Raw genomic sequence first — 13,153 nt, 5'->3', positions numbered from 1 at the left:
CTTACATTTGAACAAGACTCTGGCAATGCAAGACGATCCGATTTTTGATTCTCATCGCCACGTGCAGGATATGAATGCGCTGATGGCGCAGGCTGACTGTCTGGTCACGCAAGAAGAAGTGGACGCCGCACTCGACGCCATGGCGACGCGCATGACGGAAGTGCTGGGTGACAAATTGCCGCTGTGCTTCTGCGTCATGAACGGTGGCCTCATCACGACGGGTCACTTGCTGACGCGTCTCGGCTTCCCGCTTGAAATCGATTACCTGCACGCGACGCGCTACCGCGGCAAGACCAGCGGTGGGGAATTGTTCTGGCGCGTTTCCCCCGAGCGGCCGATGAAAGGACGTCATGTGGTCGTCATCGACGATATTCTCGATGAAGGTGCCACGCTGGCGGCTATTCTGGAGTACTGCCGCGAAGCGGGTGCTGCAAGCGTCTCCTCTGCGGTGCTGGTCGACAAGAAACATGATCGCAAGGCCGTGCCGGGTCTGAAGGCCGACTTCTGCGGTCTGGAAGTCGAAGACCGTTACGTGTTCGGCTTCGGCATGGACTACAAGGGCTATTGGCGCAACGCGCCGGGTATTTTCGCGCCCAAAGGGCTATAAGGGCGCTTGCCCATGAGCGTGCGCAGTGAGGGCGCTTCGACCGTGACTTTGAATGTGAGGCCTATCTTTCAATGAGCAATCTGTCGAAGCTGTCGAGCCGTCTGATGAAGTATCGCCACCAGCTGGGGGTAGCCCTGATCGTGGCGATCTTCATCGGCGCGGTGTATGCCTGTTGGTCGATGGTCAGAAGCATTAATCTGAGCCAACTGCATGCGGCGCTGATAGCCGTGCCGCCACAGTGGATTGTGGGGGCCGTGCTGGCAGCGGTCGGCAGCTATGTGATGCTGTTGGGCTATGAATGGTCGGCGACGCGCTATGCTGGCGTCAGCGTGCCGTCGAGAGCGCTGGTCATGGCGGGTGTATGCGCATCAGCAGTGGGCAATGCGATTGGGCTGTCAATGCTGTCGGGCGGCGCGGTGCGTTATCGGCTCTACTTTCCTCACGGCATAGAACCGGCCGACGTGGCGCGTATGTCGGCATTCGTCAGTCTAGCGCTGGGCTGTGCGTTGCCACCACTGGCCGCTGTTGCGGCGCTGATTCACGTCGATGCGGCCGCGCAGGCACTGCACCTGTCACGCAGCTGGGTTATTGGCATAGGCATTGCTGTGCTGGTGGGCTATCTGCTGTTGGTTGGCATTCTGGCCACGCGCCGGTCTGCGCACTGTCCGACGCCGTTCACGCGTCAGTTTCATCTGTGGCACTGGCGGTTTCGCCTGCCCAATATGGTGCTGTCCGCGTTGCAGCTGCTGATTACGCTGCTAGATGTCATCTGTGCGTCGGCTGTGCTGTACCTGCTGATTCCGGGCGATATTCCCTTCACCACGTTCATGATGGTGTATCTGCTGGCGCTGGCGACGGGTGTATTGAGCCATATTCCCGGCGGGTTTGGCGTCTTTGAGATGATCATTCTGTCGGCTTTCAAAGGCTCAGTAGGTGAAGCACCACTGCTGGCGGCCATTCTGCTGTACCGCGCGATCTATGTACTGCTGCCACTGGTGCTGGCCTGTCTGGCACTCTTGTGCTGTGAACTGGTTAGGCTGCGGCGGCATCGCCGCACGTCGTAGCACAGCGGACTATCCGTGGCGAGGATAAGAAAAGGCGAGCTCTCCATTGCGGAGGCTCGCCTTTTCTGTTTTTGCCAGTGGTGCGGTGCCGAGCGGTTGATATGCCGCAAGACACGGAGGTCTGGCTGTGCAGTGCTTAGAGCATGTTTCATAACGCTAATACCCATGTCATTAGGAGGATTTCAAACCACAACATTGCGGTAGAAACCGTCTTTGGAAAGGGCAAAAGCAATCACTTAGGTTATGAAGCAGTCTTTTAGTGCGCCTGTTTCCAACGTGTCAGCAGGGCTTTCGCGGCAGCAGCGGGGTCGGGCTGGGCGCAGATCGCACTGACCACGGCAATGCCGTCGGCTTCGGTGGTGGCGATGTCGCTGAGGCGCTCACCGCCGATGCCGCCAATCGCTACGCAAGGCAGGCCGTGCGCGTGTGCGCGTGCCGCCAGATGACGTAGACCGTCGATCCCTAGCACCTTCACTTCCTTGGTCTGGGTCGGGTAGACCGCACCAAGCCCGATGTAGTCCAGCGTACCTGCGGGTTGCGCAAGGGCATAGTCCAGCTCGGCATCGTTGTGGACGCTTAGCCCCAGCAGTCGATCGGGGCCGAGGCGCTGGCGGGCAACGGTGGGGGGCAGGTCGTCCTGACCGATATGTGCGCCTTCGGCATCAGCCGCTATCGCCGCGTTGATATCGTCGTTGACCAATACCGGTACGGCACGCCCAATGGCGTCGATGATGCGGCGCGCGAGTGCGCTGCGCTGCTCCGTAGTGGCGTGCTTGTCGCGCAGCTGGATCAGCGTGGCACCGCCTTCTACGGCTGCCTGGCAGGTGGCAACGATGCGATCATCATCACGTTCATCAAGGCTGATCGTGACCAGGTAGAGGGATAGGTCGAGGTGGGGGCGTGTGAGCGTTGAGGTGACGGTCATGCCTGCTGCTCCTCGTGGGTGGCGGGGCGCGTGTGGCGCACGGGATGCGGGTGTTCGCTCAGGGTGTCGCTGCTGTCTGATGACGAGCGTATGGAAGGTGCTTGGCGACCGAAGCCGGCATCCCAATCCTTCCATACTGGCTGTAGCCCTGACTGGCGCAGGGCCTCGGCGACCTGCTCGGGGGTACGGTGATCGTCTGGTGTGAACTGTTCGAGATGATGATCGTGGGTATTGGCATAGCCGCCCGGTTGTGTCTGGGAGAACGCGCTGATGCTGGTGATGCCTAGCGGCGCAACATGGTCGCGGAAGCGTGCGGATTCGCGGGTCGACAGCGACAGCTCGACATCGGGAAATGCGATGCGATAGGCACAGATGAGCTGTACCAGATGGCGTTCAGTAACCAGTGCCGCGGGGGTGATGCCGCCCTCACAGGGACGCAGGCGCGGGAACGATATCGAGAAGCGGCTCTGCCAATAGCGCTCGCGCAGATAGCGTAGGTGCTCCGTCATCATGAAGCAGTCGGTGCGCCAATCGGCGGACAGCCCAAGCAGTGCACCTAGACCGATCTTGCTCATGCCGGCAAGGCCCAACCGGTCGGGGGTTTCCAGTCGCCACTGGAAGTCGGTCTTGAAGCCGCTGAGGTGGTGCTGATCGTACAGCGCCGGATGGTAGGTTTCCTGATACACCAGCACCGTATCGACACCCAGCGTGCGCAGCTCGGTGTAGTCCTCAATTCGCATCGGTTGCACTTCCATCATCAGATGACTGAAGTGGCGGCGAATGCGTGGCAGATGCTCGCGGAAGTACGCCATGCCGACTTTCTTGGGGTGTTCTCCTGTCACGATTACGACCTGATCGAACCCCAGTGCCTTGATCGCCTCGCATTCCCGCTCAATCTCTTCTCCGCTCAGAATTTTGCGGGTGATCCTGTTGTGCGAAGAGAAACCGCAGTAGCTGCAGTTGTTGGCGCACATGTTTGACAGGTACAGCGGCACGTACATGCCAATGGTGCTGCCGAAGCGCTGGCGGCTAAGGGCCTGCGCACGCTGGGCCATCTGTTCGAGAAACCCATCAGCGGCGGGTGAGATCAGCGCCATCAGATCATGGGCGTCCGGGGATGGGGTGGTCAGGGCACGCTGAACGTCGGCTGCCGTCATGGCATTGATGCGCAGGGTGATGTCCTGCCAGTCGAGCTGGTGCAGCTCACCGAAAAATGAACGGCTCATGCAGTGAGGCTCCTTCAGTTCAGCGTGTCGAGAAAAGAGGTCAGCGGGCTGGAGGCCTGTGCCTGCCATGTGACCGCGCCAGGGCGGCTAGAGCGTGCCAGTTCGCCTGCTTCGACAGCGAGGCGGAAAGCGTGGGCCATCTGCACGGGATCGGCGGCCGAGGCGATGGCGGTATTTACCAGTACGGCATCGGCGCCCATTTCCAATGCTTCCACCGCTTGGCTGGGGCGGCCGATACCCGCGTCGACGACGACGGGTACCTGTGCTTGCTCAATAATGATGCGCAGCATATCACGCGTAGACAGCCCCTGATTGGAGCCGATCGGCGCACCCAACGGCATGACTGCGGCGCAGCCGACGTCCTCCAGTCGCTTGCATAGCACCGGATCGGCACTGCAGTAAGGCATGACGACAAAGCCTTCCTTGACCAGCTGTTCGGCGGCCTTGAGCGTTTCGATGGGGTCGGGTAGCAGCCAGCGTTGATCGGGGTGGATCTCCAGTTTGATCCACGGTGTGTTCATCGCTTCGCGTGCAAGCTGGGCGGCCAGTACGGCTTCATCGGCGGTGCGTGCGCCGGATGTATTGGGCAGCAGCGGGATGCCGCTGGCCTTAAGTGGCGCATAGACATCGCCTTCGTTGGCGGTAGCGGTCACTCGCTTCATTGCAAGGGTCACCATCCCAGCGCCGGAGGCTTCCAGCGCGGCCAGCATCAGCGCTGGGGTGGCGAATTTACCCGTACCCATCAGTAGGCGGGAAGAAAACGTGCAGTCGGCAATGGTTAGCATGACAAAAGAGTCCTGACAGAAGGTGAACGAAAGCGTTAGCAGTGGCGCGGTGGCGGCATGCGGGCCATTTAGCCTCCGGCGATGGGCTGGATCAGCAGCAGGGCATCACCGCCGCTGACGGTCTGCTGTTCCCAGTGCTGGCGGGGCACAACCTTGCCGTTGAGTGCGACGGCATAGCCGGGGGCGGTAGCGTCAAGCTGGAGGAGCAGCTCTGCCAGTGTCAGAGGGTTTTGAGGCAGCGTGCGAGGTTCGCCGTTGAGCGTGATGGTGGTGGTCATGAGTGGGTTCCACAGACAGAGCAGTGAGGATGAGCGGTACGTTCTAGGGTCTGCCAGTGCTGATGCTGACCATCGAACAAGGTGATCGTGTGGGTAAGAGGCGAATCGTTGTTGACCAGCCAGCGAATGGCCTCAAGGGCTTGCATGGCCCCGAAGATGCCGGGCAATGGGCCGAGGATGGGCAGTGGGCCGGGAGCGGCAGGGGCTTCTTCAGGGAACAGACAGTGATAGCAGCCGTGACTAAACGGGGGCGCGAAGACGGTGAGCTGGCCTTGCAGGCGGGCAACGCTGGCGTGTATCCACGGTGTCTGCAGGGCTACGCAGCACGCATTGATAGCGCGACGGGTGGCGAGGTTGTCGGTGCAATCCAGTACAAGATCGGCGGCGGCAACGGCATCCTGCAGGGCTGAACCTTCAAGGCGGCAGGCAATAGCGCGGCAGTCGACGTCAACGTTGCGGGCGCTCAACCGCTGGCAGGCCGTGTTCGCTTTCGAGAGGCCAATGTCGGCTTCGTTGTACAGTACCTGACGATGAAGATTGGTGAGGCTGACGTGATCGTCATCGGCGAGCGTCAGCGTGCCTATGCCAGCACCCACCAAATAAGGGGCCGCCGCTGACCCTAGGCCGCCCGCACCGACCAGCAGTACATGGGCGGCATGCAGGCGCTGTTGTCCTTCAAGGCCGAAGTCGCTGAGGGCCATTTGACGCTGATAGCGAGATGATGTCGATGAAGAGGAGAGCGCTACCACGGTGATGTTTCCTTTCCGCAATGCGCCTGGCTGCCTTCGATATCAGCGGGCAGGTCAGGCTGATTCGGAGCGCATAGAGCAAAGGGAACGCGGTGGGACGCTGGTTATTCAGAGAGGGGAAAAGGCGTGCGGGGGCGCAGTGATACCGCGCTTTAGGATAAACCTGCCCGTGAGTCGTCCGTACTAATGGCAAGACATAGGGCAGGTTGCACGCTTGTTTCCTTCGCAGATCCGAATCTGATCAGGTTCCACGGATTCCCTCTGGGGGTCTCAGCTCCCGAACGCGGTACATCGTCGCTGGGAGCACTCCGACAAGTGCTGATGGGTGCTGTTTTAACGCACTAAGCGTCAGCTGGCAAGCTTGGTGCGCTGATGTGGGCTTCGACGTTAGTCGCTGTTCACCGCGCTGCGACTCTGCTCAAGCCGTGTCAGCAGGGCTTCTATTGCCTTGAAGCGCGTTTCTGCATCGGGCATCGCGGCAGTGAAGCGTAGCGTTTGCGCGCCGTCGAGTCGGTAGCGCTGGGGTTCGCGTTGTATCAGCGTGACCAGCGTCATCGGGTCAATGGTCGGTTGGCTGCCGAAGATCAGGCGACCTCGCTCCGGCCCCGCTTCAAGACGATGGATGCCCAGCCGTTCGGCGCGCTGGCGCAACACGGCCTGACGGAACAGGTGCTTGACCGGGTCAGGCAGCAGGCCGAAGCGATCGATCATCTCGACTTGAAGCTCGCGCAGGGCGTCGGCCGTAGCGGCGCTACTGATACGCTTGTACATCACCAGACGCTGCTGAACATCGGGCAGGTAGTCGTCGGGAATCAGGGCGGGCAGCCCCAGTCCGATTTCGACCTCTTCTTCGAGCGGCGCTTCGAGGTTTGGCGTTTTCCCCGAACGAATGGCTTTCACCGCACGATCAAGCATGTCCATGTACAGGCCATAGCCGATGGTCTCGATCTGGCCACTCTGCTCTTCGCCCAACAGTTCACCTGCGCCGCGGATTTCCAGATCGTGGCTGGCCAGCGTGAAACCGGCCCCCAGATCTTCCGATTGGCTGATGGCTTCAAGACGCTTGCGAGCATCACTGGTGATCTGCTTCGGCGGTGGCGTCAGTAGGTACGCATAGGCTTGGTGGTGCGAACGACCCACGCGGCCGCGCAGCTGGTGCAGCTGTGCCAGCCCGAACTTATCGGCGCGCTCAATGATGATGGTGTTGGCGCTGGGCACGTCAATACCGGTTTCGATGATTGTTGAGCAGACCAGAATGTTGAAGCGCTTGTGGTAGAAGTCGCTCATTACGCGTTCCAACTGGCGTTCGGCCAGCTGACCGTGTGCCACGCCGACGCGGGCTTCGGGAACCAGTTCTTCCAGCTTTTCGGCCGCGGCTTCGATGCTTTTGACCTCGTTGTGGAGGTAGTAGACCTGCCCGCCACGTAGGATTTCACGCAGGATAGCTTCCTTCAATACGCCATCATTGCGCTGCTGGATGAACGTTTTGACCGACAGGCGGCGTGCCGGTGGCGTGGCGATGATCGACAGGTCGCGCATGCCACTCATCGCCATCGACAGTGTGCGAGGGATGGGGGTAGCGGTCATGGTGAGAATGTCCACTTCGGCGCGCATCGCCTTCAGGCGCTCCTTCTGTGCCACCCCAAAGCGGTGTTCCTCGTCAATGATGACCAGCCCCAGTTCCTTGAATTCGGTGTCGCGCCCGAGCAGCTTGTGCGTGCCGATCACAATGTCAGCTTGGCCCTCGCGCAGGCGTTCGAGGGCGGCGGTCTGTGCTTTGCCGGCCTTGAAGCGCGACAGGATCTCGATGTTGACGGCGGTATCCGCGAAGCGGTCGCGAAAGTTGTCGTAGTGCTGCTGAGCCAGCAGTGTGGTCGGCACCAGTACGGCGACTTGTCGTCCCGAGTTGACGGCCAAGAACGCTGCGCGCATTGCCACTTCGGTCTTGCCGAAACCAACGTCACCGCAGATGACACGGTCCATCGGCTGTACGGAGGTCATGTCGTGAATGACGGCCTGAATGGCCGCTTTCTGATCGGGCGTTTCCTCGAACGGGAATGCCGCGGCAAAACGTGCATAGGCATCGTCGGGGGGCCGGCAGGCAAAACCCTCGCGCGCTTCACGGCGGGCATACACGTCCAGCAGCTCGGCCGCTGTATCGCGGATGCGTTCGGCCGCCTTGCGGCGTGCCTTCTCCCATTGATCGTTGCCCAGCTTGTGCAGTGGCGCAGCTTCGTCGGGCGCACCACTATAGCGTGAGATCATCGACAGGCTATCGACGGGCACGTACAGCTTGGCACCGTTGGCGTATTCGAGCGCCACGAACTCCGCCTGCTGACCCGCTGCAGTGATGGTTTCCAGTCCCAGATAGCGTCCGACCCCGTGTGCACGGTGAACGACCGGTGCGCCGGGCTTTAGCTCCGACAGGCTACGGATCACCAACTCGTCATCGTCCGTCGCACGCACCTGTTGGCGTCGGCGGCTTTGGCGCACGATGTCCCCGTACAGCTCGGTTTCGGTAATGACGATCAGTTTGTCAGCGGGTAACCAGACACCTTCACCCAGCGCGCCGGTAGTGATACCGCGCACCGCCTGTTCTTGCATGAAGGTTGTCCAGCCCGGCAGGTGTGCCGCATGCGTGACCAGTCCGCCCAGTTGCTCTTCCAACGCTTCTAGGCGGCCGCGGCTTTCGGCAACGTACAGCAGGCGCGTATCGGGGCCGACATGCTGTTCCAGAAACGCCATCAATCGGTGCAGTGGTTTGGGGCTACGCCCATCAAGGCTGATATCGGGAAGCGGTGCCGCGGCAAAGGTGTGGGCGTGTTTGTGAGGTTCGCTGACCCACTGGGTGCGTGGATAGCGCTTGATTAGTCCAAACAGATCGTCGGCGGGCACAAACGCTCGTTCAGGAGGCAGTAGCGGGCGCGTCCGATCAACGGCCAAGTTTGCATAGCGTTCCTGGATGCTGGTCCAGTGCTGGCGAGCAGCATCCTGAACGCCCGGCAGCAGCATGATCTCGAGCGCCTCGCTGCCGATGTGATCGAACAGGGTGGCGGTTTCATCAAAAAACAGCGGCAGATACTGCTCAAGGCCCGGAGAGGGAATGCCTTCCAGCGCGTCCAGATAGAGCGGTACTTGGCGCGGATCGACATCGAACCCCGTTTCGAACCCTTCACGGAAGCGTGCAATGGCCTCCTGCGTCAGCGGGTATTCATGTGCTGGCAGCAGCTCGATTTCGTCGAGGCTGTCGCTGGAGCGCTGCGTTTCGGGATCGAAGCGGCGCAGTGTGTCGACTTCATCATCGAACAGATCAATGCGCAGTGGCGAATCGCTACCGGTTGGATAGAGGTCGATCAGCGCGCCGCGGAAAGCATACTCGCCCGGCTCGAAGACGGTCTCGACTGCCCGGTAGCCGTTGCGGTGCAGCTGCAAGCGGAACTGCTCGCGATCAAGGTGCTGGCCGCGCGTGAGTTTGAGCGCTTGCACGGCGACGTAGTCGACCGGAGGCAGGCGCTGCATCAGTGTATTGACAGGAACAATCAGCACGTCTGGGTGATGCGACTGCAAGCGTCGCATCACGCGCAGCCGCGTCGAGACGATATCGCGGTGCGGTGAGAAGGTGTCATACGGCAGAGTTTCCCAGTCGGGAAATGTCTGCAGCCGCTCATTATCGCTGTAGAAGAAGCGCAGATCGGCTTCCAACCGCTGAGCCGACGCCATATCGGGCGTGATCACCATGAAGGGTGTCTTGGCAGACTGCGCCAGTCGTGTCGCCAGCGCGAGTGGGGCCGCGCTGCCCGGGGGCTGTTGCCAATAGCAGGTATCGGAAGCGGAGCGGGGAGCGGGTGGCGAAAAAGGTGAGACAGGCGTTGAGTCAGGCATGTCGATCCGTCGGTTGTACGTGAGTCGATAGGCAATGCCCCCAGTGTACTGCAAGCCCCTGAGAAACACTAAGGGCGATACTGTATGGATATCCGTGTATCGCTAGGGGAGGCTCAATAGCGGTAGCGGTGCACGCGGATGCTGGGCAGCCACGGCTCATCGTCGATGCGCGAGTCGCTGCGGCGAGCGCGAGTGCGTGTCTCGGGCGGGGCGGCAGGCGGCTGGTTGCAGTGGGGAAGGCGCCCGTTGGGAGACGGTACGAACAAAGGCATGGCAATGTTCATGGCCTGACGCTGGCGGCCGTCATCCAGCGGTTCGACATAGAACAGATTCGCGCGCATCAGCGGTGCTTGCGCCTGTACCTGTGCTAGTGGTTCATCGCTGGGTAGTGCGGCCAGCTTGCGGTATTGGATCCGGACATGATCGGCAGAGGTATCAAGCTGCATCAGCAGTCTTTCGGCATCCTGTACGCTTAGGCGCTTAATTGAGCGTCCGTTGCTGTACCACGCCAGTCGAATGCGCGCGACGGGTGCCGGAGCAATCAGTACGCGCCGCCAGCACTGTTTGAGGTGCAGGCGAGCTAGGCCATCATCGCACAGATGTGCGTTGACCGCGGAAGGCCGCAGAGGAAGTGCGGCGCGCATGGCGCTCAGCCGGTCAGCGGGTAGAGCGGTACGGATCTGCGTGATCACTTCACCGAAGTGGTCCTTGCCGCGGTTGACTGCTTCGGCAAGCGCCATCAGTGCCTCATCGGCAGCCACTACTCCGACATAGTTGCGTGTTGCCCGTCCATCCTGCCCGTCGTGATACCACATGTCTGTCAGCGCCTCGCGCAGCCAGGCCGCTGCCGAGCGGGGTTGGCCGCCGTCCGAAGGCAGGCACCACAGCTGAGGTGGGTGGCGATCGACATGGCGACACAGGGTGTCGATCGACGCGCAAAGTGCATCGAATGCTTCTTCAAGCGTCTTTTGCAGTGCCATATCCGAGGGCGATGTCATACGAATCCACCTTATACCGTTATATTTGCTGTGGGTTGCAGCCTGTCACGTTCAAGGCAGAGGCGCAAGGGGAGCCATAACAATATCCGTATCCTTATGGCGAGCGTGCTTGGTGTGGCTAGAGGCCGGGACGAACGGCAGACCCTGCGGATTGGCGGTCGTCGTTGGGCGGTACGCCGAAGTAGCGCTTATATTCGCGACTAAACTGCGAAGGGCTCTTGTAGCCGACGGCCTCTGCTACATGGCTGACCGGCAGGCGATCTTGGCTCAGTAGCATACGGGCTTTCAGTAGCCGTATCTGCTTGAGGTACTGCAACGGTGATGTGCAGATCAGGCGCTTGAACTGATGATGGAGGGTTGAGGCGCTCATGTTGACGTGGCAGGCCAGTGTCTGGATGTTGAGCGGCTCTTCGTAATGTGCGTGCAGGTACTGCAAGGCTTTGGTCAGGCGTGAGAACGGCCCTTGATGATGCAGTAGAGCCTGAATGGCATGCCCTTGCTCGCCGCGCAGCACATCCAGAATGACCTCAATCACCCGGGACTGGCCGACGACCGCTTGCAGGATGGGATCGTGCAGGCACTCCAGCAGGCGGATGACATTATCTGCCATATGGTTGTCGAGGTGCACGGCGCTCATCGGTGCGGTGGGGCGGACAGTGGGGTGAGCCGGTGTGATATCGCTCAGGCGTACTAGAATGTCGCTCATCAACTCGGGGCGCAGGGCGATGGAAACCCCCATCATCGGCGCATCGGGCGAGGCAAAGGTTTCGCACTCGAACGGTACGGGCAGGGTCTGCACCAGATAGTGCCCTTCGCCGTAGAACACACGGTGCGTGCCGAGGTGACCAATCTTGGTGCCTTGTACGATCACCGTAATGCTGGGGCTGTACATCAGTGGTGTGCGAGCCACGTCGTGCTCGGAGTACAGCAGTGTGACCCCAGGCAGATCAGTGGGGGTATACCCGGGGGCGGGCGACAGCGCTCGAATGAGCTGCTGCATGCGTGTCAGAGCCATCTGCATGATGTTATCCCTGAGTAACGTAGCGGTAGCATAAGGTAGGCATCTTACCCTATCCGTCGACGCCTTTTGTATGCGCTTTCAGTAGCGTCTGCACGTGGTAGCAGGATCGTGCATGTGGGGGGCAATGCGCTCTGTGAACAATGGCGTGGTGTTTAAAAGTACAGGTTAATGTGCGCGTACCCAGGCTGTCATGTGCAATTTCATCATTATGAGACAGAATTGAGCATGACAATAGGGTCGGTGGGCGGGCAATTTGCTCGGTTATCGACAGGATTGTGTGATCTTTCAGCAGCAATATCGGTAGGGTGACAGCAGTGTGACGCTTATACTGCCAGCCCGCTGGAACGCTCTGCATGTCTGCGTGTGTCGCCGCATGGCGAGCATCGCGCAACGGCACGTGGCCTGTGTCGATGCCGAGCCGTTCCGCTCCATTTTTATTGGATTAAGGATGTCCTCATGAGCCAAGCATTCGGTTATGCCGCCCAGTCATCAACGTCTCCTCTTGCGCCTTTCTCGTTCGAACGACGCGAGCCGCGGGAAGACGATGTCGTCATCAGGATCCTTTACTGCGGCGTATGTCACTCCGACATCCATCAGGTACGCGACGAATGGGGTGGCAGTCAGTACCCGATGGTACCGGGGCACGAGATTATCGGTGAAGTGACGGCCGTAGGCCGCAACGTGACCGATTTCCGTGTAGGTGAACATGTCGGCGTGGGCTGTATGGTTGATTCCTGCCAGTGCTGTGATGCCTGCCATGACGGGCTTGAGCAGTACTGTGCAGAATTCCCGACCATGACCTACGGTGCCGTAGATCGTCACGATGGCACAGCAACGCAGGGGGGCTATTCCAACCATATCGTTGTCGATCGCCACTTCGTGCTGCACGTTCCGGAAGGTGCCGATCTGCCGGCCACTGCGCCGATTTTGTGTGCGGGGATCACTACGTGGTCACCGCTGCGCCACTTCAACGTGGGTGAAGGGCACAAAGTAGGTGTTATCGGCATGGGTGGTCTGGGCCACATGGGGGTCAAGCTGGCGAAGGCGCTGGGTGCCGAAGTCACGCTGTTTACCCGTTCGGCAAAGAAAGCTGAAGAAGCTTTTGCGCAAGGCGCCGATCACGTCATCGTCTCTACCGATGAGGCACAGATGCAGGCCGCGGCTGATCGCTTCGACTTCCTGCTCGATACCGTACCGGTTCAGCACGACCTCAACCCGTATCTGGCAACGCTGAAATACGATGGTGTTCATATCTTGGTCGGCCTGATCGAACCGATCGAACCGGCACTGCATGCAGCCAATCTGGTGATGAAACGTCGCGCGGTGGTGGGCTCGCTGATCGGCGGTATTCCTGAAACCCAAGAGCTGCTGGATTTCTGTGCCGAGCATGACATTACCTGCGATATCGAGATGCTTGATATCCGCCATATCAACGAAGGCTACGAACGCATGATCAAAGGCGACGTGAAGTACCGCTTCGTCATTGATATGGCTACGCTTGAACAGGCGCGTCAGGAAGAGCTGAGCCGCACCGAGTAAGCTGCGGTAACACCCCGTGGCTGTAAGTGCCGACCATTGCTGAGGGAAGCGCAGAAATCTGCGCTTCCCTTTTGCTTTA

Annotated in this window: 11 protein-coding genes and 1 riboswitch; of the genes, 3 read left to right on the top strand and 8 right to left on the bottom strand. The window is 60.2% G+C overall.

What is annotated here, in order from left to right; all coding sequences use genetic code 11:
• Nucleotides 1–25: 25 nt before the first annotated feature.
• Both ZBT109_RS09450 and ZBT109_RS09445 read left to right on the top strand, forming a co-directional pair.
• Nucleotides 26–607: a hypoxanthine-guanine phosphoribosyltransferase gene (locus ZBT109_RS09450; protein WP_051523797.1), complete on the top strand. Its 582-nt coding sequence runs from the start codon at nucleotides 26–28 to the stop codon at nucleotides 605–607.
• A gap of 71 nt (nucleotides 608–678) precedes the next feature.
• Nucleotides 679–1,671 (top strand): lysylphosphatidylglycerol synthase domain-containing protein, encoded by a 993-nt coding sequence (locus ZBT109_RS09445; protein ID WP_027705147.1) that lies wholly within the window; start codon nucleotides 679–681, stop codon nucleotides 1,669–1,671.
• A gap of 256 nt (nucleotides 1,672–1,927) precedes the next feature.
• On the opposite strand, the gene thiE is transcribed toward ZBT109_RS09445, so the two are convergent.
• From thiE to ZBT109_RS09405, 8 genes are all read right to left on the bottom strand, one after another.
• Nucleotides 1,928–2,596 (bottom strand): thiamine phosphate synthase, encoded by a 669-nt coding sequence (gene thiE, locus ZBT109_RS09440; protein ID WP_027705148.1) that lies wholly within the window; start codon nucleotides 2,594–2,596, stop codon nucleotides 1,928–1,930.
• Nucleotides 2,593–3,822, bottom strand: coding sequence for a 2-iminoacetate synthase ThiH (thiH, locus tag ZBT109_RS09435; protein WP_084261796.1), 1,230 nt, complete (start codon nucleotides 3,820–3,822; stop codon nucleotides 2,593–2,595). Before thiH ends, thiE begins: the two co-directional genes overlap by 4 nt.
• 14 nt (nucleotides 3,823–3,836) lie before the next feature.
• Nucleotides 3,837–4,607 (bottom strand): thiazole synthase, encoded by a 771-nt coding sequence (locus ZBT109_RS09430; protein ID WP_027705149.1) that lies wholly within the window; start codon nucleotides 4,605–4,607, stop codon nucleotides 3,837–3,839.
• Between the two features lie 68 nt (nucleotides 4,608–4,675).
• Nucleotides 4,676–4,885 carry a sulfur carrier protein ThiS gene (gene thiS, locus ZBT109_RS09425; RefSeq protein ID WP_038278218.1) on the bottom strand — a complete coding sequence of 70 codons (210 nt, stop codon included), beginning with the start codon at nucleotides 4,883–4,885 and terminating at the stop codon, nucleotides 4,676–4,678.
• Entirely contained in the window at nucleotides 4,882–5,634 is a 753-nt protein-coding gene (locus ZBT109_RS09420; protein ID WP_027705150.1) for a HesA/MoeB/ThiF family protein, read from the bottom strand. Before ZBT109_RS09420 ends, thiS begins: the two co-directional genes overlap by 4 nt.
• A 201-nt stretch (nucleotides 5,635–5,835) precedes the next feature.
• A riboswitch (TPP riboswitch) is annotated at nucleotides 5,836–5,955 on the bottom strand.
• Between the two features lie 66 nt (nucleotides 5,956–6,021).
• A complete protein-coding gene (gene mfd, locus ZBT109_RS09415) occupies nucleotides 6,022–9,516 on the bottom strand; it encodes a transcription-repair coupling factor (protein WP_038278221.1) in 3,495 nt (1,164 codons plus the stop codon).
• Between the two features lie 113 nt (nucleotides 9,517–9,629).
• Nucleotides 9,630–10,514, bottom strand: coding sequence for a hypothetical protein (locus tag ZBT109_RS09410; protein ID WP_027705151.1), 885 nt, complete (start codon nucleotides 10,512–10,514; stop codon nucleotides 9,630–9,632).
• Nucleotides 10,515–10,632: 118 nt separating this feature from the next.
• On the bottom strand, nucleotides 10,633–11,535 hold the full coding sequence (locus tag ZBT109_RS09405; protein WP_051523798.1) for an AraC family transcriptional regulator: 903 nt from the start codon (nucleotides 11,533–11,535) through the stop codon (nucleotides 10,633–10,635).
• A 456-nt stretch (nucleotides 11,536–11,991) separates the two neighbouring features.
• On the opposite strand from ZBT109_RS09405, the gene ZBT109_RS09400 reads away from it, so the two are divergent.
• The gene (locus ZBT109_RS09400; protein ID WP_027705153.1) at nucleotides 11,992–13,074 is read left to right on the top strand and encodes an NAD(P)-dependent alcohol dehydrogenase; all 1,083 of its coding nucleotides are present in this window, start codon (nucleotides 11,992–11,994) and stop codon (nucleotides 13,072–13,074) included.
• Nucleotides 13,075–13,153 lie beyond the last annotated feature (79 nt).

It is taken from the genome of Zymobacter palmae (genome assembly GCF_003610015.1).
Lineage (GTDB): Bacteria > Pseudomonadota > Gammaproteobacteria > Pseudomonadales > Halomonadaceae > Zymobacter > Zymobacter palmae.
Note: the sequence above shows the minus strand (reverse complement) of the source record. Positions and strands in the feature narration are given on the sequence as shown.

Excerpts from the sequence above, each read along its gene's own strand:
- ZBT109_RS09400 (WP_027705153.1), top strand. The coding sequence starts at position 11,992 with ATGAGCCAAGCATTCGGTTATGCCGCCCAGTCATCAACGTCTCCTCTT.
- thiS (WP_038278218.1), bottom strand. The coding sequence starts at position 4,885 with ATGACCACCACCATCACGCTCAACGGCGAACCTCGCACGCTGCCTCAA.
- ZBT109_RS09430 (WP_027705149.1), bottom strand. The coding sequence starts at position 4,607 with ATGCTAACCATTGCCGACTGCACGTTTTCTTCCCGCCTACTGATGGGT.
- mfd (WP_038278221.1), bottom strand. The coding sequence starts at position 9,516 with ATGCCTGACTCAACGCCTGTCTCACCTTTTTCGCCACCCGCTCCCCGC.
- ZBT109_RS09410 (WP_027705151.1), bottom strand. The coding sequence starts at position 10,514 with ATGACATCGCCCTCGGATATGGCACTGCAAAAGACGCTTGAAGAAGCA.
- thiE (WP_027705148.1), bottom strand. The coding sequence starts at position 2,596 with ATGACCGTCACCTCAACGCTCACACGCCCCCACCTCGACCTATCCCTC.
- ZBT109_RS09450 (WP_051523797.1), top strand. The coding sequence starts at position 26 with ATGCAAGACGATCCGATTTTTGATTCTCATCGCCACGTGCAGGATATG.
- ZBT109_RS09405 (WP_051523798.1), bottom strand. The coding sequence starts at position 11,535 with ATGCAGATGGCTCTGACACGCATGCAGCAGCTCATTCGAGCGCTGTCG.
- ZBT109_RS09445 (WP_027705147.1), top strand. The coding sequence starts at position 679 with ATGAGCAATCTGTCGAAGCTGTCGAGCCGTCTGATGAAGTATCGCCAC.
- thiH (WP_084261796.1), bottom strand. The coding sequence starts at position 3,822 with ATGAGCCGTTCATTTTTCGGTGAGCTGCACCAGCTCGACTGGCAGGAC.